The following is an 18,375-nucleotide window of genomic DNA, read 5'->3' as shown; positions in this document are numbered from 1 at the left end:
GTGCTGAATTCATGCTCGAACCGGCGTTTTTCCCCGTGGAACCGAACAAGGACGAGGGCACCAGCCGCGACTCGATCGGCCTCGGCCAGCGCGTCGGCCCCGGCCTCGACACCAGGCACGGCACGATCCTGACCCTGGAAGACATCAGCGTCAGCTTCGATGGCTTCCGCGCGCTGAATAATCTGAACCTGTACATCGGCGTCGGCGAACTGCGCTGCATCATCGGCCCCAACGGCGCAGGCAAGACCACGCTGATGGACGTGATCACCGGCAAGACCCGCCCCAGCCACGGCAAAGCCTGGTTCGGCGAAACCATGGATCTGACGCAGATGAGCGAAGTGCAGATCGCCCAGGCGGGGATCGGGCGCAAGTTCCAGAAACCGACGGTGTTCGAAGCCCTCAGCGTGTTCGAGAACCTGGAGCTGGCGCAGAAAACCGACAAGTCGGTCTGGGCCAGTTTGCGCGCGCGTCTGAGCGGTGAGCAGAAGGATCGCATCAGCGAAGTGCTGGAAACCATCCGCCTGACCACCTCGGTCAATCGCCCTGCCGGACTGCTGTCCCACGGTCAGAAGCAGTTTCTGGAGATCGGCATGTTGCTGATGCAGGACCCGCAACTGCTGCTGCTCGATGAGCCGGTGGCGGGCATGACCGACGCCGAAACCGAATTCACCGCCGAGCTGTTCAAGTCGCTGGCCGGCAAGCATTCGCTGATGGTGGTCGAGCACGACATGGGCTTCGTCGGCTCGATTGCCGACCACGTGACGGTGCTGCATCAGGGCAGCGTGCTGGCGGAAGGATCGCTGGAGCAGGTGCAGGAAAACGAGCGGGTGATCGAGGTCTATCTCGGCCGCTGAATTTTGCGAATGCACAACCTGTGGGAGCGAGCCTGCTCGCGATAGCTGTGTATCAGATAAGCCGGCGTTGACTGACACGCCGCTATCGCGAGCAGGCTCACTCCTACAAGGGATTTGAGGAGATTCTGGACATGCTGCAAGTCGACAAGCTGCACCAGTACTACGGCGGTAGCCACATCCTGCGCGGCCTGAGCTTTGACGTAAAAGTCGGCGAAGTCACCTGCCTGCTCGGGCGCAACGGCGTGGGCAAGACCACCCTGCTCAAATGCCTGATGGGCCTGTTGCCGGCCAAGGAAGGCGTGGTGAACTGGGAAGGCAAAGCGATCACCACGCTCAAGTCGCACCAGCGGGTACACGCCGGCATCGCCTATGTGCCACAGGGCCGGGAAATCTTCGGCCGGCTCACGGTGGAGGAAAATCTGCTGATGGGCCTGTCACGGTTTCCCGGCAGCGAAGCGAAAGAAGTACCAAGTTTCATCTACGAATTGTTCCCGGTGCTGCTACAAATGAAGCAGCGCCGCGGCGGTGACCTGTCCGGCGGTCAGCAACAGCAGCTGGCTATCGGTCGCGCCCTGGCCAGTCGTCCGCGTTTGCTGATCCTCGACGAGCCCACCGAAGGCATCCAGCCCTCGGTGATCAAGGAGATCGGCGCGGTGATCAAGAAGCTCGCGGCGCGGGGCGACATGGCGATTTTGCTGGTTGAGCAGTTTTACGACTTCGCCGCCGAACTGGCCGATCAGTACCTGGTGATGTCCCGGGGCGAGATCGTGCAACAGGGGCGCGGCGAAAATATGGAGGCCGAGGGTGTACGAGGTCTGGTAACAATTTAATCTGTAGCTTCCTAACGATAATTACAAACCATGAATCTAGCGCTTCCCACTGCCCTGTTTAACCCGAGCTGGCACGCCGAGCTGGAGCTGGCCTACGCCCGCTTCGGCGATTGTACGCGCCCGGTTCAGCGCCGACACCTCGGCCCGTTGCGCGTGCAAAAGCACTTGTATGCCGAAGGCCCCGAAGTCTGCCAGCACATCATTGTCCACCCGCCGGGCGGGATCGCCGGGGGTGACCGGTTGAACATCAGCGCCCGCGTCGAAGCAGACGCCTGGGCGCAGATCACCAGCCCCGGCGCCGCCAAGTGGTATCGCGCAGCGGGGCCGGCGTATCAGCAGCTCGACCTGAAAATCGCGGCCGGTGCGACGCTGGAATGGCTGCCACAGGAAACCATCGTCTACAGCGCCGCCCAGGCTGAACTCAGCACCTCGATCGAGCTGGAGGGCGATGCGCGGCTGTTTTACTGGGACGTGGTGGCGCTGGGCCGACCGGCCAGTGGCGAGCGCTTCGACCTCGGACACTTTCAAGCGCATCTGGATATCCGCCGCGACGGGCGATTGCTCTGGCACGAGCGTCAACGGATCACCGGCAATGACGGCTTGCTCGATTCGCCGATCGGCCTGGATGGCCATCCGGTGTTTGCGACGCTGCTGGTGACCGGTGAAATCGATGCCGAATTGCTGGAGCGCTGTCGTTCGCTGGGGCATGCAGTGCGCGGCGATCTGACCCAGTTGCCCGGCCTGTTGGTGGCTCGGTGTCTGGCGTCAGAAGCACTGCTCGCCCGTGCCTGGCTCATCGATTTATGGCGTTTGTTACGCCCGGTTCTGCTAGGCCGTGAAGCCCAGCCCCCGCGAATCTGGAACACCTGAAATGCAATCCAACTGTGGGAGCGGGCTTGCTCGCGAAGGCGATGTGTCATTCACACAGATGCCGGCTGACCTACCGCTTTCGCGAGCAAGCCCGCTCCCACAGGAGATTTGTGCACATTTTTCAATCTGCCCTGATGGATACCCACAATGGACCTGACCCCACGCGAAAAAGACAAGCTGTTGATCTTCACCGCCGGCCTCGTCGCCGAGCGCCGACTGGCCCGTGGCGTGAAGCTCAACTACCCGGAAGCCATGGCCTACATCTCCGCCGCGCTGCTTGAAGGCGCCCGTGACGGCCAGACCGTGGCTGAGCTGATGCACTACGGCACCACCCTGCTGAGCCGCGAGCAAGTGATGGAAGGCATCCCGGAAATGATCCCGGAGATTCAGGTCGAAGCGACGTTTCCCGACGGCACCAAGCTGGTCACCGTTCACCAACCGATCGTCTGAGGCCGCGCCATGACTTACTCCATTCGCGATGCCCTGCACGCCGACTTGCCGGCGATCCGCGACATCTACAACGACGCGGTGCTCAACACCACGGCGATCTGGAACGAATCGGCGGTCGATCTCGGCAACCGCCAGGCGTGGTTCAGCGCCCGTCAGGCCCAGGCCTACCCGATTCTGGTGATCGTCGACGCCGACAATAGCGTGCTCGGCTACGCTTCATTTGGTGACTGGCGGCCGTTCGACGGTTTCCGCCATACCGTCGAGCACTCGGTTTACGTGCGCAGCGACCAACGCGGCAATGGTCTTGGCCCGCAACTGATGAGCGTGCTGATCGAGCGAGCCAAAGCCTGCGACAAGCATGTGATGGTCGCCGCCATCGAAAGTGGCAACACCGCTTCCATTCGTTTGCATGAACGCGCCGGTTTCAGCATCACCGGGCAGATGCCGCAAGTCGGCACCAAGTTCGGCCGCTGGCTCGACCTGACCTTCATGCAACTGACCCTCAATCCTGGCGCGGAGCCGCCTGACGCCAACAAGGAGTGATAACGATGAACGCTGCCCAACTGCGCCGCGTCAATGCTGAAAGTTTTGCGCACTACCGTCAGGGCTTGATCGACTTGCTGCTCGACGCCGTGGGCTATGGCGCCAGCGTCGGCTTCATGGCCGACCTCGACGCCGCACAGGCGCGCGCCTATTTCGATGAAGTGCAGCAACAAGTGAACAAGGGCAGCGTGTTGCTCTGGGTGGTGGTCAAGGATGAAGAGGTGCAGGCCAGCGTGCAGTTGGGCCTGTGTCAGAAGGCCAACGGCCTCAATCGCGCCGAAGTGCAGAAACTGCTGGTGCGCGAACAGGCGCGGCGTCGTGGCCTCGGCCAGCAATTGATGAATGCGCTGGAACTTGAAGCGGCCAAGCACAAGCGCGGCATGCTTTACCTCGACACCGAGGCGGGTTCGCCCGCCGAAGATTTCTACAAGGCCCTGGGTTACACCCGAGCCGGTGAAATTCCGGATTACGCCTGCGATCCGCATGGCACGTATCGACCGACCGCCCTCTACTACAAGATTCTGCAAGGAGCCCGGCCATGATTCCCGGCCAGTACCAGATCCAGCCCGGCGACATCGAACTGAATGTCGGCCGCCGCACCCTCAGCCTGAAAGTCGCCAACAGCGGCGACCGGCCGATCCAGGTCGGCTCGCACTATCACTTTTTCGAAACCAACGACGCCCTGACCTTCGACCGCGCCGCCAGCCGTGGCATGCGCCTGAACATCCCGGCCGGCACCGCCGTGCGCTTCGAGCCGGGGCAGAGCCGCGAGGTCGAGCTGGTGGAGTACGCCGGGCATCGCCGGGTGTTCGGCTTTGCCGGGCGGGTCATGGGTGATCTCGACTGACATGCACAAAACCCTGTGGCGAGGGAGCTTGCTCCCGCTCGAGTGCGTAGCACTCGCCAACCCGGGGAACGCGGTGTGTCTGTAAGAAATCATTGGCAGGTTTTGGGGCTGCTGCGCAGCCCAGCGGGAGCAAGCTCCCTCGCCACAATAAATTTTTGCAAGGAATTGAAATGAAGATTTCCCGGCAAGCCTACGCCGACATGTTCGGCCCCACCGTCGGCGACAAGGTGCGCCTGGCGGACACCGAGTTGTGGATCGAAGTCGAAAAGGACTTCACCACCTACGGCGAAGAAGTCAAATTCGGCGGCGGCAAAGTGATCCGCGACGGTCAGGGCCAGAGCCAGTTGCTCGCCGCCGAAGTGGTCGACACCCTGATCACCAATGCGCTGATCATCGACCACTGGGGCATCGTCAAAGCCGACGTCGGCCTCAAGGACGGGCGTATCGCCGCGATCGGCAAGGCCGGCAACCCGGACGTGCAACCGAACGTGACCATCGCCATCGGCGCCAGCACCGAAGTGATCGCCGGCGAAGGCATGATCCTCACCGCTGGCGGCATCGACACGCACATTCACTTCATCTGCCCGCAGCAGATCGAAGAAGCGCTGATGAGCGGCGTCACCACCATGATCGGCGGCGGCACCGGGCCGGCGACCGGCACCAACGCCACCACCTGCACCTCCGGCCCGTGGCACCTGGCGCGCATGCTCCAGGCCGCCGACGCGTTCCCGATGAACATCGGCCTCACCGGCAAGGGCAACGCCAGCCTGCCGGAGCCGCTGATCGAACAGGTCAAGGCCGGGGCCATCGGCCTCAAGTTGCACGAAGACTGGGGCACCACCCCGGCGAGCATCGACAACTGCCTGAGCGTCGCCGACCAGTACGACGTCCAGGTGGCGATCCACACCGATACCCTCAACGAATCGGGTTTCGTCGAAACCACCCTCGGCGCGTTCAAGGGTCGCACCATTCACACCTACCACACCGAAGGTGCCGGCGGCGGCCACGCGCCGGACATCATCAAGGCCTGCGGTTTCCCTAACGTGCTGCCGAGCTCGACCAACCCGACCCGGCCATTCACCCGCAACACCATCGACGAACACCTCGACATGCTGATGGTCTGCCACCACCTCGACCCGAGCATCGCCGAGGACGTGGCGTTTGCCGAAAGTCGCATCCGCCGTGAAACCATCGCCGCCGAAGACATTCTCCACGACCTCGGCGCGTTCTCGATGATCAGCTCCGACAGCCAGGCCATGGGCCGTGTCGGCGAAGTCATCACGCGCACCTGGCAGACCGCCGACAAGATGAAAAAGCAGCGCGGCCCGCTGCCCCAGGACGGCGAAGGCAACGACAACTTCCGCGCCAAGCGCTACATCGCCAAATACACGATCAACCCGGCGATCACCCACGGCATCAGCCATGAAGTGGGTTCGATCGAAGTCGGCAAATGGGCCGACCTGGTGCTCTGGCGTCCGGCGTTCTTCGGTGTGAAACCGACGCTGATCCTCAAGGGCGGCGCCATCGCCGCCAGTTTGATGGGCGACGCCAACGGATCGATTCCAACCCCGCAACCGGTGCACTACCGCCCGATGTTCGCCAGCTACGGCGGCTCGCTGCACGCCACCAGCCTGACTTTCATCAGTCAGGCCGCGCAGGAGGCCGGGTTGCCCGAGGCATTGGGCCTGAAGAAGAAAATCGGCGTGGTCAAAGGCTGCCGCGACGTGCAGAAAACCGACCTGATCCATAACGATTACCTGCCGAACATCGACGTCGACCCGCAAACCTATCAGGTCAAGGCCGATGGCGTGCTGCTCTGGTGTGAACCGGCGGAGACTCTGCCGATGGCCCAGCGTTACTTCCTGTTCTGACGCACGGCAAAAGGCCCCGGAGCCGTGTCTTGCGCACGGTCCCGGGGCCTTTTTCATGGTGCTGGAAAAGCACTTTGCAAACGGTCGTGTATTTCCCGCCAAAGGGGCTAATATTCGATTCGCTCCGCCTATTTTCAGGAACTTTCCATGCGTCTTTCCGAGTTCATCGTGGCCAATATCGACCCTATCGTCGATGAGTGGGAACAGTTCGCCGCGACCATCACTCCGGCCGCCGACTATCTGGATTCCACTGCGCTGCGCGATCACGCCAGCGAGATTCTGCGGGCTGCCGCCCGTGACATGAACAAGCCGCAAAGCCCCGCCGAACAGGCCGCCAAGGCCAAGGGCGAAGGCCCGGAAAAGACCCCGAGCCTGGACGAGGCCGGCGCCAGCCATGGCGAGCTGCGCCACACCGTCGGTTTCGATCTGGTGCAGATGACCAGCGAATTCCGCCATTTGCGCGCCTGTGTGATCCGCCGCTGGGTGAGCAGTCTCACCTCACCGGACATGACCTATTTCCAGGACATGATCCGCTTCAACGAAGCCATCGATGAAGCCCTCGCCGAATCCACTGCGGCCTACGCCGAGCAGGTCAACCGCTCGCGGGACATTTTCCTCGCCATCCTCGGCCATGACCTGCGCGCGCCGCTGCAAGCGGTGAGCATGTCCACCGAACTGCTGCTGCGCAAATCCAGCCTTGAGGGCGATGCCCTGGCCTGCGCCCAGCACATCAAGCGTGGCGCGCGGCACATGGCGACGATGGTCAGCGATCTGCTGGAACTGGTACGCAGTCGTCTGGGCCGTAGCCTGCCGATCGAGCCGGCACCGATGGATCTGGCCGTTGCAGCGCGAGCGGCGATTGCCGAAGCCTGCGCCGGTAATCCGCTATCGGATCCCAAGCTCACGGTGCACGGCGATACCAGCGGGGTGTGGGACGCCGGGCGAATCGACCAGTTACTGCAAAACCTGATCGGCAACGCCTTGCAGCACGGCACCAGCCAGCGCGACGTGACCCTCAACCTGCGTGGCGAGGGCGACAACGTGTGCCTGTCGGTGCACAACTACGGCACGCCGATTTCCGAAGAAGCCATTGGCACGATTTTCGACCCGCTGGTGCGCAGCGCCGACGAAGAACTCGGACAGCCGTCGACCAGCCTCGGGTTGGGCTTGTTTATCGTCAAGGAAGTGGTGACCGCCCATGGCGGGACGATCGAAGTCAGCTCGAGCGCGGCTGACGGGACATTGTTCAGTGTGGTGTTGCCGAGAAAGGTTTAAGCAGGCTTACCGCGTAATCGCTCTTCGCGAGCAAGCCCGCTCCCACATTTAGATCGCGATCTCCTGTGGGAGCGGGCTTGCTCGCGAAGGGGCCCGCAAAGACACTAAAAAACTATTCGACCACCAGGCGCCCCAAGCGCTGCCTGAGCATCCGGTTCTCCGCCCGCAACTCATGCACCTCCTCAAGCAGATTCAGTGCCAGCGCGACGCCCTCCCACTCCAGCTCCAGCTCGCGCCGCAACTTCGCGGCGCGCTTGGCCAAGCTCAACTCGTAGTCGGTGAACCGCCATTCCCGGGGCTGCGCGCCCTGAGGTTCGAGGATGCCGTGTTCGACGATTTCGATCACGTAGACGTCCGACAGATCGGCCGCCTCACAGAATTCTGCCATGTCCAGTTGAACGATCAGGGGGCTGCTCATGATGGGCTACTCCGTCGTCGAATTCAGAAGTTCTCGCGTGGATTGAACGCGGCTTTCTTCGCCAGTTCCTGCCACAGCGCCTTGACCTCGTCGTCCGAAGTCTTCGGCATCACGGCCTTGAGCTGCACGAACAGATAACCGCGCTCACCGGCCTTGTTTTTCAAGCCATGACCCTTGGCGCGCATGCGCTGGCCGTTCTGGCTGCCGGCCGGAACCTTGAGGTTGATCTTGCCGGTCAGGGTCGGCACCGCCACTTCAGCGCCCAGCGCCAGCTCCCACGGTGCCAATGGCAGGGTGATGATCAGGTTTTCGCCTTCGACATCGAATTTCGGGTGCGGCGCAAAGCGAATGGTCAGGTACAGATCACCATTGGCCCCGCCACCGATGCCCGGTGCGCCCTGCCCCTTGAGGCGGATGCGCTCGCCGTCGCTCACGCCCGCCGGGATCTTCACGTTCAGGCTCTTGCTGGTGTTGCTGACGTGCTGGCCGTTGGCGTTGTATTGCGGCACCTGAAAGGTGACCTTCTTCGATTCATTCGAGAGCGTTTCCTCGAGGAAGATCGGCAGTTCCATTTCCACGTCTTGCCCTCGGCGCCCTGCACTGCGTGATTGCCGACCCTCGCCGCCACCGAAACCGGGGCCGCGATTGCCGAAGATCGAACTGAAGAAGTCCGAGAAGTCGCCGGTGTCGCCACCGCCGCCACCAAAGCCGCCACGGCTCTGCCAGCCCGGTGGGCCCTGGAACGGCTGACCGTGCTGGCCATAACGGCGCAGTTCGTCGTATTCGGCGCGTTTGTCGGCGCTTTTCAGCGCTTCATAGGCTTCCGAGGCGTCCTTGAACTTGGCCTCGGCGTCTTTTTCCTTGCTGACATCGGGGTGGTATTTGCGCGCCAGCTTGCGATAGGCAGCCTTGATTGCCTTGTCGTCCGCTGTCGGCTCCACGCCGAGTATCTTGTAATAGTCTTTGAAGTCCATCGAAGGAATCACCATCCGTTATCGATTTCGCGCCGAGGCCAGCATGCGCTCATTCGCGCGTGCCGGGTTGACCGATCTCAAGTTTGTGACCGGGTGGCGCAGCAGAAGTTTATCGGCAGTGGACGACGGTTCTTGCGACCGCCGGTATGTCTGCCGGCCCATGCCAGCAAGTTTGGGGCGAAGCTGCGACTTTCAAGAAGCTTAGTCGCGAAATAGCAGATGACCGGCCTTCGAATCTGCCGCGCACTGACATACACTGCGCGGCCGTTTTTTGACCGGAACCCGAAAGACATGAACAACGCCTCTCCAGCCCGTGCCTGCGGTATCGACTTCGGCACCTCCAACTCCACCGTCGGCTGGCTGCGCCCCGGCATGGAAACGATGATCGCGCTGGAAGACGACAAGATCACCCTGCCGTCGGTGGTGTTCTTCAACATCGAAGAGCGCCGTCCGGTTTACGGTCGTCTGGCCCTGCACGAGTACCTGGAAGGCTACGAAGGCCGGCTGATGCGCTCGCTCAAGAGCCTGCTCGGTTCCAAACTGATCAAGCACGACACCAGCGTCCTCGGCACGGCGATGCCGTTCAAGGATCTGTTGGGGCTGTTCATCGGCCAGCTCAAGAGCCGCGCCGAAACGGCCGCCGGTCGGGAGTTCGAGCAGGTGGTGCTGGGGCGTCCGGTATTTTTCGTCGATGACGACCCGCTGGCCGACCAGGAAGCCGAAGACACCCTGGTCGAAGTGGCGCGCAAGCTCGGTTTCAAGGACGTGTCGTTCCAGTACGAACCGATCGCGGCGGCATTCGACTACGAGTCGACCATAGAGAAAGAAGAACTGGTGCTGATCGTCGACATCGGCGGTGGTACGTCCGACTTCTCGCTGGTGCGCCTGTCGCCCGAGCGTCGCGGCATGGACAACCGTCACGATGACATCCTCGCCACCGGCGGCGTGCACATCGGCGGGACCGACTTTGACAAACAGCTGAGCCTGCAAGGCCTGATGCCGCTGTTCGGCTACGGCAGCCGGATGAAGAGCGGCGCCTACATGCCGACCAGTCACCACATGAACCTGGCGACCTGGCACACCATCAACTCGGTGTACTCGCAGAAATCCACCCTGGCGCTGGGCAGCATGCGTTACGACATCGAAGACACCGGCGGCATCGACCGTCTGTTCAAGCTGATCGAACAGCGCGCCGGGCACTGGCTGGCGATGGAAGTCGAAGAAACCAAGATCCAGCTGACCCACGCCGACAGCCGCCACGTGCCGCTGGACCGGATCGAGCCGGGCCTGAGCGTGGAACTGAGCCGCGCCCTGTTCGAATCGTCCATCGACGCCTTGCTTGAGCGCGTGCGCGGCAGCGTTACGCAGCTGTTGAACGATGCCAACGTGTCGGTCGCTCAGGTCGATACGGTGTTCTTCACCGGCGGTTCAAGCGGCATCCCCGCGCTGCGCAACAGCGTCTCGGCGATGCTGCCGAATGCGCGACATGTTGAAGGCAATATCTTTGGCAGCATTGGCAGCGGCCTGGCGATTGAGGCGATGAAGCGTTACGGCGCAATGGCCTGATACACAACCTGTAATGGTCTGATCACACATCTTGTGGCGAGGGAGCTTGCTCCCGCTGGACTGCGCAGCAGGCCCAAGCTCTTGACTCAAAGAGCGGGGGTGCTTCGCACCCCAGCGGGAGCAAGCTCCCTCGCCACAGTGGACGCCCTACACCATCCCGCCCAGCTTCAACTCACTCTTCAGATACGCGTAATAAATCGGCCCCGCCACCACTCCCGGCAGGCCGAACGCGGCTTCGAACACCAGCATCGCCAGCAGCAGCTCCCACGACTTGGCACTGATCTGCCCGCCGACGATGCGCGCGTTGAGGAAGTATTCGAGCTTGTGGATAAAAATCAGGTAGCCCAGCGCCGCCACCGCCACCCAGATCGACAGCGACAGACCGACGATGGTGATCAGCGTGTTCGACATCAGGTTGCCGATCACCGGCAGCAGGCCGAGCAGGAACGTCAGGACGATCAGGGTCTTGGTCAGCGGCAGCTTGATGCCGAACAGCGGCAGAATCACCGCGAGGAAGATCGCGGTGAAGAGGGTGTTCAGCAGGGAAATCTTGATCTGCGCGAAGACGATGTTGCGAAAGGCTTGAACCACCAGGTGCAGACGGTCGAACAGGGCGGCGGCCAGTGGTTTGCGCTTGGTCAGGTCCGGCACTCGCTGTAAGGCGATGATCGCGCCGAGGACCATGCCGATCAGCAAGGTGACGAACATGTGCGCCGCGTCCTTGCCCACCAGTTGCAGCTCGGCCAGGTGTTTGCTGGCCCATTCGCCGATGGCCACGCGAAACTCCGCAGCACTGGCCGGCAGGTAAGCATCGAGAAACGGTGGCAGTTGCCCGCGCGCGCGGTCGACCACGCCCATGAATTTGTCGAGCGAGGCGCCCGGGTTTTCCGCTTCGTGCAGCAGGAAACTGATGGCGCCGGCAAAGATCAACGCCAGCACGCTGACCACCAAAGTGCCCAGCAGCGCCACCGCCAGCCAGCGCGCGCGCCGCCCTTCGATCAGCCGCTGCAGTTGCGGGGTGAGCATGTTGACCAGCTCGAACACCAGCAAACCGGCCAGCAGGCTGGGCAACAAGCGCAATGGCAACGCCAGCAACAAACCGCCGCAAATGATGATGCAACTGACCCAAAACACAACATGACGCTCAGAAAACGTTGGCATACAGCCTCAAAACGAACGGCGTAAAAGGATTGGCAGTCTGCCAGCGATCCGGGGAGAGCACTAGGGATATGCAGGGGCTATTGTCGCGCTCAATGGCCCCTTCGCGAGCAGGCTCGCTCCCACAAGGGCTACGCATTTCAATGTGGGAGCGGGCCTGCTCGCGAAGAGGCCGGCCCGTTCACCGCAAATCATTGCTGATTACTTTTTCTTCAGGCAATCACTCATGAAGGTCTTGCGCGCATCGCCGGTCAGGGCCTTGGTTTTCGCATCGGCGTTGCAGGTCTTCATTTTTTCCTGCTGCGGGGTCAGCACCTTGGCGTCATTGGCGGCCGGTGCTGCCTTGAGACAAGTGCTCATGAAAGTCTTGCGCTCGTCGCCCTTGAGGCTCTTGGCGGTAGCGTCAGCATTGCAGGTGGTCATTTTGTTCTGTTGCGCCGTGGCGGCGAAACCCTGGGAACACAGGAGCAGACCGATCATCAACAAAGGGACACGCAACATCTTCATGGAGTTTTCTCCTTGTCGCCGCATCGATGGATGCGGCCTCTGCTGGAGTGTAGCCAAATCTTGTTACACCTTCCTGCCCTCCAGATGGCTGCGTCGGTATTGCTCCGGCGTACACCCGGCCTGACGGGCAAACATGGCGATGAAGGCCGAGCCGCTGCTGTAGCCGAGGTCGAAGGCGATTTCCTGCACGCTGCGGGTACTTTCCAGCGCCTCGATGGCTGCCAGATAGCGCAGGCGCTGGCGCCATTCGCCGAAACTCATCCCCAGTTCGCGCACGAACTGCCGGGCCAGCGTGCGCTCGCTGACGTGTACCTGCGCCGCCCAGTGCGCCAGTGGCTGGTTATTCCCCGGATCAGCCTGCAATGCATCGAGAATCGCCAGCAACCCGGGGTTGTGCGCATACGGCAGATAACACTCATGCACCGGCGCCTGTTGCAGTTGATCGACCAGCACTTGGGCCAGACGTTGGTCAGCGTCGAGTTCGGGGATCTTCACGTCGCGGGCGGCGAAGTCCTTGAGAATCGCCTTGAGGATGTCGCTGATCGCCAGGGTGCAGGCGCGCGGCGGCAGATCGGCACAGACTTTGGGATCGAGGCACACCGCGCGGTAGTTGACCGGTTGGTGGCTGTAGAAACTGTGCTCGACCTGCGGCGGCACCCACACCGCATAGTGCGGCGGCGACATGAAGCGGCTGCCGTCGACGTCCATGTGCAGCACGCCGTGGGCCGCGTACTCCAGCGTGCCCCACGGATGACGGTGCGGCGCGGCGTATTCATGGGCGTTGAAGTCGGCATAGCGGAAGTACACCGCCGACGGCAGTTCGCTGAAATCCAGCAGATCGATGTGTTTGCTGTTCATGCTGTCCGGTTGCAGAGGCAGGTTGTCCGGTTCGCAGTATAGGGCTGCATCCAGACAGGCGATAATCACCGTTCATCAACGTTCTGGTTTTAACCCATGCAATACGCGTTTCCGCTGCTGGCGATTTTCATCTGGGCCGGCAATACCGTGATCAACAAACTGGCGGTCGGGGCGATCTTCCCCGCCGAGATCGGTTTCTACCGCTGGCTGCTCGCCGGGCTGCTGTTCACCCCATTCATGCTCAAAGCGGTGATCGCGCACTGGCCGCAGATCCGCCCGAACCTGGGCAAGATCTTCATCCTCGGCGTGCTCGGGATGGCGGTCTATCAAAGCCTCGCCTACTTCGCCGCGACGCTGACCACGGCGACCAACATGGGCATCATCCTGTCGCTGATGCCGCTGATGTCGCTGGCCATGGCCATCATCAGCCTCGGCCAGCGCCTGACTGCCGGTGCGCTGTTCGGCGCGGTGCTGTCGTTCGCCGGCGTGCTGGTGGTGGTGTCGTCCGGCAGCCTCGGCGCGCTGCTGCAACATGGAGTGAACCTGGGTGACGCGATGATGCTGATCGCCACCCTGGCCTACGCGATCTACAGCACCCTGCTGAAAAAATGGCAGCTGCGCCTGCCGCCGCTGGTGTTGTTGTACCTGCAGGTGCTGGTGGCGATTGTGGTGCTGTTTCCGCTGTACGCCGCCTCGCCGAAAACCGGCTTCACCGCGCAGAACATTCCGCTGGTGCTGTACGCGTGCCTGCTGGCCTCGATGCTCGCGCCGCTGGCGTGGATGCAGGCGGTGCAGCGCCTGGGGCCGAGCCGCACGACGTTGTTCTTTAACCTGCTGCCGCTGATCACCGCGCTGATTGCGGCGGTGGTGTTGAAGGAGCAGTTGGCGATGTATCACCTGGTGGGTGGGGTGTTGACGTTGGGTGGGGTGATTCTTTCCGAGCGTTGGACCACGGTATTGGGCCGCCGGATCAGCGTTGCCTGACAAATTCCTGTGGCGAGGGAGCTTGCTCCCGCTGGGGCGCGAAGCGGCCCCTTTTTTAAAAGCCGGGGCCTGCTGCGCAGTCCAGCGGGAGCAAGCTCCCTCGCCACAAGAGCAGGTTAAACCCCGACAGCCTTGAGCCGCGCCGCATGCTCGACAAACAACCGCACCGGGTCCGCCCCCTTCCCCACCAGCCCCAGCGACTGGTTGACGATGTCGAAGTGATCCAGCGGATAGTCATCGCCAATCACCGTGCCCAGGTGCGAGCTGTAGCGCCCGACCATCCCGTCACACTGCCCCGGCTCCCGCACAAAGGTTTTCGCAAACAGGCGACAGCTGCGATTGGTGCCGTCGAACAGGTTGCCGCCACGATCGGTCTTGCCCGGCTGCAACGTCCCCGACCACGAGTAATAACGCACGCCGTTGACCTCTTCCGGCCCGTGACCGCCCCAGGTCTCGGGCAGGCCCTGTGGATAACGCTGATTGAACAGCGCCACGCCTGCACTGGTCAGCGATTGATGCGAGGCGTGGATGTCCACCGGCAGCTTCGGCCCGCGGTAACCGGTTTCCAGCAGCGCCATCAGCCAGCCGACAACACGCAGCAGCACCTCAAGCACGCGGCCCTTGGCGCTGTCCGCCGGATAGTGCTTCTGCAGATAGTCGGCCAGTTCCGAGCCGTGATTAGGCCCGGCCACTGACGTCACCGAAGCCACCAGATCCGGCCGTTTGGCGGCGGCATAACGTGCCGTCAATGATCCCTGACTATGCCCGAAGAGATTGACCCTCGCGGCGCCGGTCTCGCGCAGAATCTCCTCGATGCGCGCCAGCAGTTGCTCGCCGCGCACCTCGGTGGAGTTGAGCGGCGACACCTGCACCGCAATCACCGTCGCCCCGCCACGGCGCAACGCCTTGATGATCCCGTACCAGTACGGATACAGCACCAGCCGGATAAACCCGAGCATGCCCGGGACCAGCACCAGTGGATAACGTGTCGCCGTAGCGTGTGACATGGGCAAACATCCTTGTGGTCGTAAGTGGATGCCAAACGTGCAAAACGCCCGCCAAGCCTCCTCCGTGATGATGACAACGCCACCTTCAGCCTACTTCAGGCCCACTCCCCCCGCCACAATCAGTCCTACCGACCGCAAGCGATGAAGAGCATTACACCCCGCAAGCGGCGATTGCCACGCAAGGTCTGGGGCTGATGCCAAGGTCGCACGAAATCCCATAAAACTTTTTGCATCGCGCAGGACTCACAACTTGGGTAAACGATCACGCCTGTAGAGCGTGGCGCCATTGGATTAGCCTCCTGGAGATCAATATGAGCGACGACCTGCACTTGTCAGATGTCAAAACCCTGCGCGAACGTGCGCGGCAACACGTCGAGAACGGCGCGGTTACCGAGAGCTACAGCGCTAACCGTGAGGAGGTGCTGCGCCTGCTCAACGAATCGCTGGCCACCGAACTGGTCTGCGTGCTGCGCTACAAGCGTCACTACTTCATGGCCAACGGTCTGAAAGCCAACGTGGCCGCCGACGAATTCCTCGAACACGCGACCCAGGAAGCACAACACGCCGACCGTCTGGCCGAGCGCATCGTGCAACTGGGCGGCGAGCCGGAGTTCAATCCGGACCTGCTGTCGAAAATGTCCCACGCCCAGTACGTGGCCGGGAACACCCTGAAGGAAATGGTCTACGAAGACCTGGTGGCCGAGCGGATCGCCATCGACAGCTACCGCGAAATCATCCAGTACATCGGTGAGAAAGACCCGACCACCCGGCGCATCTTCGAAGACATCCTGGCGCAGGAAGAAGAGCATGCGGATGACATGGCCGACATTCTGAAAGACCTCTGAACCTTCGATACCGCTATCGCGAGCAGGCTCACTCCTACAAGTTTTGCACTGTACTTGTAGGAGTGAGCCTGCTCGCGATGACGCGTTTACAGACGCTGAAGATTTACTTGGTTGGCTTGACGGTGACTGGCGCCTTGCCCGCCTTCATTTGCTCCAGCAACGGCGCGCACTGATTCGGCTCACCACCGCTCGGCGCCACCAGCGCCAGCAGCCCGGCCGCCGGTGCAGCAATCACGCCCAGCGCGACCATCCCCGCTCCGCGCAGCATCAACGGCACAGCCTTGACCCCGGCGTCCGGCTTGATGAACTTGCCACGCACGTACAACGGTGAACGCAGCGAAATCAGACGCCAGCCCTTGGATTCCGGCGTTACCGTCAGATCCAGTTGCTCGGTGGCCATGTTCGCGGTGCCGTCGATGTAGATGATCGCGTTCTCGGTATCGAACACAAACAGCCGCGTGCTCGCCAGGCCGGTCTTGATATCGAAGTCCGCCGCCGCGCAGTTGATCTTCACTTCCTTGTCGCCGAAGACTTTGCCGACCACGTAGTTGCCAACATTGAGCCCCGCCAGTTCCATCAGTTCACGACTGATCGCACCGTCGTTGATCAGCATCTTCAGGTTGCCGTTGGCCCCGCCCAGCAGTTTGGCTACGGAGTTGCCGCGCCCGCTGATGTCGGCATCGCCATTGAGTTCGCCGAAACTGGTTTTCATCGGCTCGAAGGTCGGGAACAACTGCTTGAGCTTGAACCCGCGCGCGGTCAGTCTGGCCCGGCCTTCCAATGGCTCGGTACGGCCATTGAGGCGGATCTGCGCATCCAGTTTGCCCCCGGCCACGCCGAAGCGCAGCGGTTCGAGGCTGAGTTCGCCGTCGTTGAGTTTCAGGTGGGTATAGAGGTCGGTGAACGGCAGCTTTTCGCTGTGGACGATGCGCTTGCCGGTGAACTCGACGTCGGCATCCATCGCGCGCCAGCGGTCGGTCTTGAACTCTTCCACCGGCAGCACTTTGTCGGTCGGCTGTTTGCTCTCGCCGCCGCGGGCCTTTTGCTTGTCATTCGAGTCGGCGCCGATCAGCGGCGCGAGGTCGGCGAACAACAGTTGATTGGACAGCAACGCGCCACTGAGTTTTGGCCGTGGCTGGCTGGCGACGTAGGTCAGGTCACCGTGAATGTCACTGCCACCGATCTTGCCGTTGAACTGCTCATAAGTGAATTTGGCGCCAGCGGCGTCATGCAACTTGGCAATCAGATGACCGTCGGTGGAGTACGGTGGCGTATCCGGCAGGGTCACGCCGGTCAGTGGATAAAGGTTGCCGAGGCTGGCGCCGGCCAGTTTCAAACGCAGATCGAGGGCGCCGAGGTTCAGCGGGTCGGTCAGGGTGCCGGCGAGTTCGATGCTGGTGGCGCCGATCTTCGCCTGCGCCTGCAGCGGGAACGGCTTGTTCGCATCCTGCAACGCCAGCAGCCCGCCGATCTTGCCCTGGCCGGTGAGATTCTGGCCGTGGTATTGGCCTTTGACCTTCAGCGCAAACGCATAGTCCTGAGGCGCGGCGCCCTTGTCCTGGGCGGTCTTCGCGGCTTTGTCGCCGACGATCTCGCTGAACGGAATCGGCTTGCCCAGCGGATCGATCACCACGTCGAGATTGGTCTTCAGCGTCTGGTCATCCAGGGTGACGTGGCCCTTGTCGAAACCGATGGCACCAATGTCCACCACCCAATTCGACGGTTCGGCATTCGGGTCTTTCGGATCGAACTTGAACGTCCAGTTGGCACGACCATCGGCCAGACGCTGCAGTTGCGCGTTGGGTTCGGTCAGGTCGATGCGCGGGATCGTCACCCGTTGCGCCAGCAGGGCCAGCGGCGAGATGCGCAGTTCCACGCGTTTGAGCGTGACCATCTGCGGCTGCTTCGACCAGTCCGGATTGCCCAGCGTCAGGTCTTCAGCCACCACATGCGGCCACGGCACCCAGGCCCGCCAGCCACCCTCGTCCGGCTCGCGTTGCCAGATCACTGCGAGGTTGCCGTTGATGGCGAACGGTCGATGCAGTTCTTCCGAGACTTTGGCATTGAGCGGCGGTTTGATCCGGTTCCAATCGAAGAACACGATGATCAGAACCAGCACCGCCAGCAGCAGTACGAGGATGGCGAGGGTCCAACTGAAGATTTTTCCGGTGCGCGTCATGCACAAAACTCCTGATGACGACCGCACGCCGACTTCGCGACGCACAGCTGAAACGGCGGGCCAAAGCGGCCCTCATGAAATCTACGACTGGCAAACAGTACGCAGGTTTAATCGGAATATAGATTCCGCGGCAAAAAATCGCGCGAATGCTGACCGATTGGTCGAACAGCGTTACCGCCACCCGCACATTTGCGAGGCGCGAGTGAGTCGAAAATACCCACTGCGGTGCAAAACCAGCGTCCGCAAACGCCCGAGCTAGAGCGCCTCGGCAGAACAATCAATTCTGTTGATTATTACCATTGCGTTTATGAACTTTTATATCGACTTATCGAGAGTAGC

Annotated in this window: 19 protein-coding genes; 12 read left to right on the top strand and 7 right to left on the bottom strand. The window is 61.9% G+C overall.

The window, feature by feature from the left end:
• Positions 1-11: 11 nt before the first annotated feature.
• The 9 genes from urtD to LCH64_RS08015 all read left to right on the top strand — a co-directional run bounded on the left by urtD (position 12) and on the right by LCH64_RS08015 (position 7,540).
• The gene (gene urtD, locus LCH64_RS08055; RefSeq protein ID WP_226499983.1) at positions 12-854 is read left to right on the top strand and encodes an urea ABC transporter ATP-binding protein UrtD; all 843 of its coding nucleotides are present in this window, start codon (positions 12-14) and stop codon (positions 852-854) included.
• Between the two features lie 131 nt (positions 855-985).
• Positions 986-1,684: an urea ABC transporter ATP-binding subunit UrtE gene (urtE, locus tag LCH64_RS08050; RefSeq protein WP_226499920.1), complete on the top strand. Its 699-nt coding sequence runs from the start codon at positions 986-988 to the stop codon at positions 1,682-1,684.
• A gap of 30 nt (positions 1,685-1,714) precedes the next feature.
• Entirely contained in the window at positions 1,715-2,554 is an 840-nt protein-coding gene (locus LCH64_RS08045) for an urease accessory protein UreD (protein ID WP_226499919.1), read from the top strand.
• Between the two features lie 147 nt (positions 2,555-2,701).
• Positions 2,702-3,004: an urease subunit gamma gene (gene ureA, locus LCH64_RS08040; protein WP_003221215.1), complete on the top strand. Its 303-nt coding sequence runs from the start codon at positions 2,702-2,704 to the stop codon at positions 3,002-3,004.
• Between the two features lie 9 nt (positions 3,005-3,013).
• Positions 3,014-3,547 carry a GNAT family N-acetyltransferase gene (locus LCH64_RS08035; protein ID WP_003221213.1) on the top strand — a complete coding sequence of 178 codons (534 nt, stop codon included), beginning with the start codon at positions 3,014-3,016 and terminating at the stop codon, positions 3,545-3,547.
• Positions 3,548-3,552: 5 nt separating this feature from the next.
• The gene (locus tag LCH64_RS08030) at positions 3,553-4,089 is read left to right on the top strand and encodes a GNAT family N-acetyltransferase (RefSeq protein ID WP_003221211.1); all 537 of its coding nucleotides are present in this window, start codon (positions 3,553-3,555) and stop codon (positions 4,087-4,089) included.
• Positions 4,086-4,394 (top strand): urease subunit beta, encoded by a 309-nt coding sequence (locus LCH64_RS08025; protein ID WP_007966984.1) that lies wholly within the window; start codon positions 4,086-4,088, stop codon positions 4,392-4,394. The genes LCH64_RS08030 and LCH64_RS08025 overlap by 4 nt, the downstream gene beginning before the upstream one ends.
• Before the next feature lie 170 nt (positions 4,395-4,564).
• Positions 4,565-6,265, top strand: coding sequence for an urease subunit alpha (gene ureC, locus LCH64_RS08020; protein ID WP_103485950.1), 1,701 nt, complete (start codon positions 4,565-4,567; stop codon positions 6,263-6,265).
• A 147-nt stretch (positions 6,266-6,412) separates the two neighbouring features.
• Positions 6,413-7,540, top strand: a complete 1,128-nt coding sequence (locus tag LCH64_RS08015; protein WP_103485949.1) for a sensor histidine kinase — start codon at positions 6,413-6,415, stop codon at positions 7,538-7,540.
• 112 nt (positions 7,541-7,652) lie between these two features.
• Here the strand turns inward: LCH64_RS08015 and LCH64_RS08010 are convergent, their stop codons facing one another.
• Positions 7,653-7,958: a chaperone modulator CbpM gene (locus LCH64_RS08010; RefSeq protein WP_003221201.1), complete on the bottom strand. Its 306-nt coding sequence runs from the start codon at positions 7,956-7,958 to the stop codon at positions 7,653-7,655.
• Positions 7,959-7,981: 23 nt separating this feature from the next.
• Positions 7,982-8,932 (bottom strand): DnaJ C-terminal domain-containing protein, encoded by a 951-nt coding sequence (locus tag LCH64_RS08005; protein WP_003221199.1) that lies wholly within the window; start codon positions 8,930-8,932, stop codon positions 7,982-7,984.
• A gap of 291 nt (positions 8,933-9,223) precedes the next feature.
• Between LCH64_RS08005 and LCH64_RS08000 the strand changes: the two genes are divergently transcribed.
• Positions 9,224-10,498, top strand: a complete 1,275-nt coding sequence (locus LCH64_RS08000; protein WP_064585745.1) for an Hsp70 family protein — start codon at positions 9,224-9,226, stop codon at positions 10,496-10,498.
• 147 nt (positions 10,499-10,645) lie between these two features.
• Here the strand turns inward: LCH64_RS08000 and LCH64_RS07995 are convergent, their stop codons facing one another.
• The 3 genes from LCH64_RS07995 to LCH64_RS07985 form a co-directional block, all read right to left on the bottom strand.
• Positions 10,646-11,659, bottom strand: a complete 1,014-nt coding sequence (locus LCH64_RS07995; RefSeq protein ID WP_003221195.1) for a hypothetical protein — start codon at positions 11,657-11,659, stop codon at positions 10,646-10,648.
• A 198-nt stretch (positions 11,660-11,857) separates the two neighbouring features.
• On the bottom strand, positions 11,858-12,163 hold the full coding sequence (locus tag LCH64_RS07990; RefSeq protein WP_003221193.1) for a PsiF family protein: 306 nt from the start codon (positions 12,161-12,163) through the stop codon (positions 11,858-11,860).
• A gap of 63 nt (positions 12,164-12,226) precedes the next feature.
• Positions 12,227-13,021 carry a helix-turn-helix transcriptional regulator gene (locus tag LCH64_RS07985; protein WP_226499918.1) on the bottom strand — a complete coding sequence of 265 codons (795 nt, stop codon included), beginning with the start codon at positions 13,019-13,021 and terminating at the stop codon, positions 12,227-12,229.
• A 96-nt stretch (positions 13,022-13,117) separates the two neighbouring features.
• Between LCH64_RS07985 and LCH64_RS07980 the strand changes: the two genes are divergently transcribed.
• The gene (locus tag LCH64_RS07980) at positions 13,118-14,005 is read left to right on the top strand and encodes a DMT family transporter (RefSeq protein WP_003221189.1); all 888 of its coding nucleotides are present in this window, start codon (positions 13,118-13,120) and stop codon (positions 14,003-14,005) included.
• 116 nt (positions 14,006-14,121) lie between these two features.
• On the opposite strand, the gene LCH64_RS07975 is transcribed toward LCH64_RS07980, so the two are convergent.
• Complete coding sequence (locus LCH64_RS07975) at positions 14,122-15,012, bottom strand: triacylglycerol lipase (protein WP_226499917.1); 891 nt, start codon at positions 15,010-15,012, stop codon at positions 14,122-14,124.
• Positions 15,013-15,323: 311 nt separating this feature from the next.
• On the opposite strand from LCH64_RS07975, the gene LCH64_RS07970 reads away from it, so the two are divergent.
• A complete protein-coding gene (locus LCH64_RS07970; protein WP_003221186.1) occupies positions 15,324-15,857 on the top strand; it encodes a ferritin-like domain-containing protein in 534 nt (177 codons plus the stop codon).
• A gap of 103 nt (positions 15,858-15,960) precedes the next feature.
• On the opposite strand, the gene LCH64_RS07965 is transcribed toward LCH64_RS07970, so the two are convergent.
• On the bottom strand, positions 15,961-18,036 hold the full coding sequence (locus LCH64_RS07965) for an AsmA family protein (protein WP_226499916.1): 2,076 nt from the start codon (positions 18,034-18,036) through the stop codon (positions 15,961-15,963).
• Between the last annotated feature and the right edge of the window lie 339 nt (positions 18,037-18,375).

The organism is Pseudomonas sp. MWU16-30322 (assembly GCF_020515535.1).
Lineage (GTDB): Bacteria > Pseudomonadota > Gammaproteobacteria > Pseudomonadales > Pseudomonadaceae > Aquipseudomonas > Aquipseudomonas fluorescens_H.
Note: the sequence above shows the minus strand (reverse complement) of the source record. Positions and strands in the feature narration are given on the sequence as shown.

Coding starts and splice junctions, on each gene's coding strand:
- urtD (WP_226499983.1), top strand. CDS start 12: ATGCTCGAACCGGCGTTTTTCCCCGTGGAACCGAACAAGGACGAGGGC.
- urtE (WP_226499920.1), top strand. CDS start 986: ATGCTGCAAGTCGACAAGCTGCACCAGTACTACGGCGGTAGCCACATC.
- LCH64_RS08045 (WP_226499919.1), top strand. CDS start 1,715: ATGAATCTAGCGCTTCCCACTGCCCTGTTTAACCCGAGCTGGCACGCC.
- ureA (WP_003221215.1), top strand. CDS start 2,702: ATGGACCTGACCCCACGCGAAAAAGACAAGCTGTTGATCTTCACCGCC.
- LCH64_RS08035 (WP_003221213.1), top strand. CDS start 3,014: ATGACTTACTCCATTCGCGATGCCCTGCACGCCGACTTGCCGGCGATC.
- LCH64_RS08030 (WP_003221211.1), top strand. CDS start 3,553: ATGAACGCTGCCCAACTGCGCCGCGTCAATGCTGAAAGTTTTGCGCAC.
- LCH64_RS08025 (WP_007966984.1), top strand. CDS start 4,086: ATGATTCCCGGCCAGTACCAGATCCAGCCCGGCGACATCGAACTGAAT.
- ureC (WP_103485950.1), top strand. CDS start 4,565: ATGAAGATTTCCCGGCAAGCCTACGCCGACATGTTCGGCCCCACCGTC.
- LCH64_RS08015 (WP_103485949.1), top strand. CDS start 6,413: ATGCGTCTTTCCGAGTTCATCGTGGCCAATATCGACCCTATCGTCGAT.
- LCH64_RS08010 (WP_003221201.1), bottom strand. CDS start 7,958: ATGAGCAGCCCCCTGATCGTTCAACTGGACATGGCAGAATTCTGTGAG.
- LCH64_RS08005 (WP_003221199.1), bottom strand. CDS start 8,932: ATGGACTTCAAAGACTATTACAAGATACTCGGCGTGGAGCCGACAGCG.
- LCH64_RS08000 (WP_064585745.1), top strand. CDS start 9,224: ATGAACAACGCCTCTCCAGCCCGTGCCTGCGGTATCGACTTCGGCACC.
- LCH64_RS07995 (WP_003221195.1), bottom strand. CDS start 11,659: ATGCCAACGTTTTCTGAGCGTCATGTTGTGTTTTGGGTCAGTTGCATC.
- LCH64_RS07990 (WP_003221193.1), bottom strand. CDS start 12,163: ATGAAGATGTTGCGTGTCCCTTTGTTGATGATCGGTCTGCTCCTGTGT.
- LCH64_RS07985 (WP_226499918.1), bottom strand. CDS start 13,021: ATGAACAGCAAACACATCGATCTGCTGGATTTCAGCGAACTGCCGTCG.
- LCH64_RS07980 (WP_003221189.1), top strand. CDS start 13,118: ATGCAATACGCGTTTCCGCTGCTGGCGATTTTCATCTGGGCCGGCAAT.
- LCH64_RS07975 (WP_226499917.1), bottom strand. CDS start 15,012: ATGTCACACGCTACGGCGACACGTTATCCACTGGTGCTGGTCCCGGGC.
- LCH64_RS07970 (WP_003221186.1), top strand. CDS start 15,324: ATGAGCGACGACCTGCACTTGTCAGATGTCAAAACCCTGCGCGAACGT.
- LCH64_RS07965 (WP_226499916.1), bottom strand. CDS start 18,036: ATGACGCGCACCGGAAAAATCTTCAGTTGGACCCTCGCCATCCTCGTA.